At 65.9% G+C, this 431-nt stretch carries 1 protein-coding gene; it reads right to left on the reverse strand.

Annotated elements, in window-relative coordinates; translation table 11 throughout:
* Nucleotides 1–431 (reverse strand): GntR family transcriptional regulator (locus tag EOA27_RS40010; protein WP_145970972.1); only part of this gene is annotated, 431 nt, incomplete at both ends.

Here is a 431-nt window from a genome sequence, read left to right on the forward strand (position 1 = left end):
GCCCCATCTGCAGCCAAAGCCGGTTCAGGATGCCGCGCAGCACCACCATGTCGCCTATATCGGCAAGCGCGAAGTGGAATGTCTGGTTGAGCTCCAGCGCTTCGGTCCAGTTCCTTCCGGTGATAGCGCTCTCGTTGCGGGCGATCAGATCGCGCAGCCGCTCGATATCCCTGGCTGTCGCCTTGAGGGCTGCCTCACGCGCGGCAAGCCCTTCGAGCTTCAGCCTGATCTGGCGGATCTCGCGATAGCGTTCCAGCGTGATGATGGGGACGCGCACCTCGCGCGCCGATTTCTGCACCAGCGCCTCGTCCTGGATGAGGCGCAGGATCGCGTCGCGGACCGGCGTGACGCTGGTTCCGAGCGACTGGGCGAGGTCGCGGATGGTCACCCTGGCGTCCGGCGCGAACCGTCCCTTGATCAGCGCCTCAGCG

The sequence above is a fragment of the Mesorhizobium sp. M2A.F.Ca.ET.037.01.1.1 genome, from assembly GCF_003998075.1.
Lineage (GTDB): Bacteria > Pseudomonadota > Alphaproteobacteria > Rhizobiales > Rhizobiaceae > Mesorhizobium.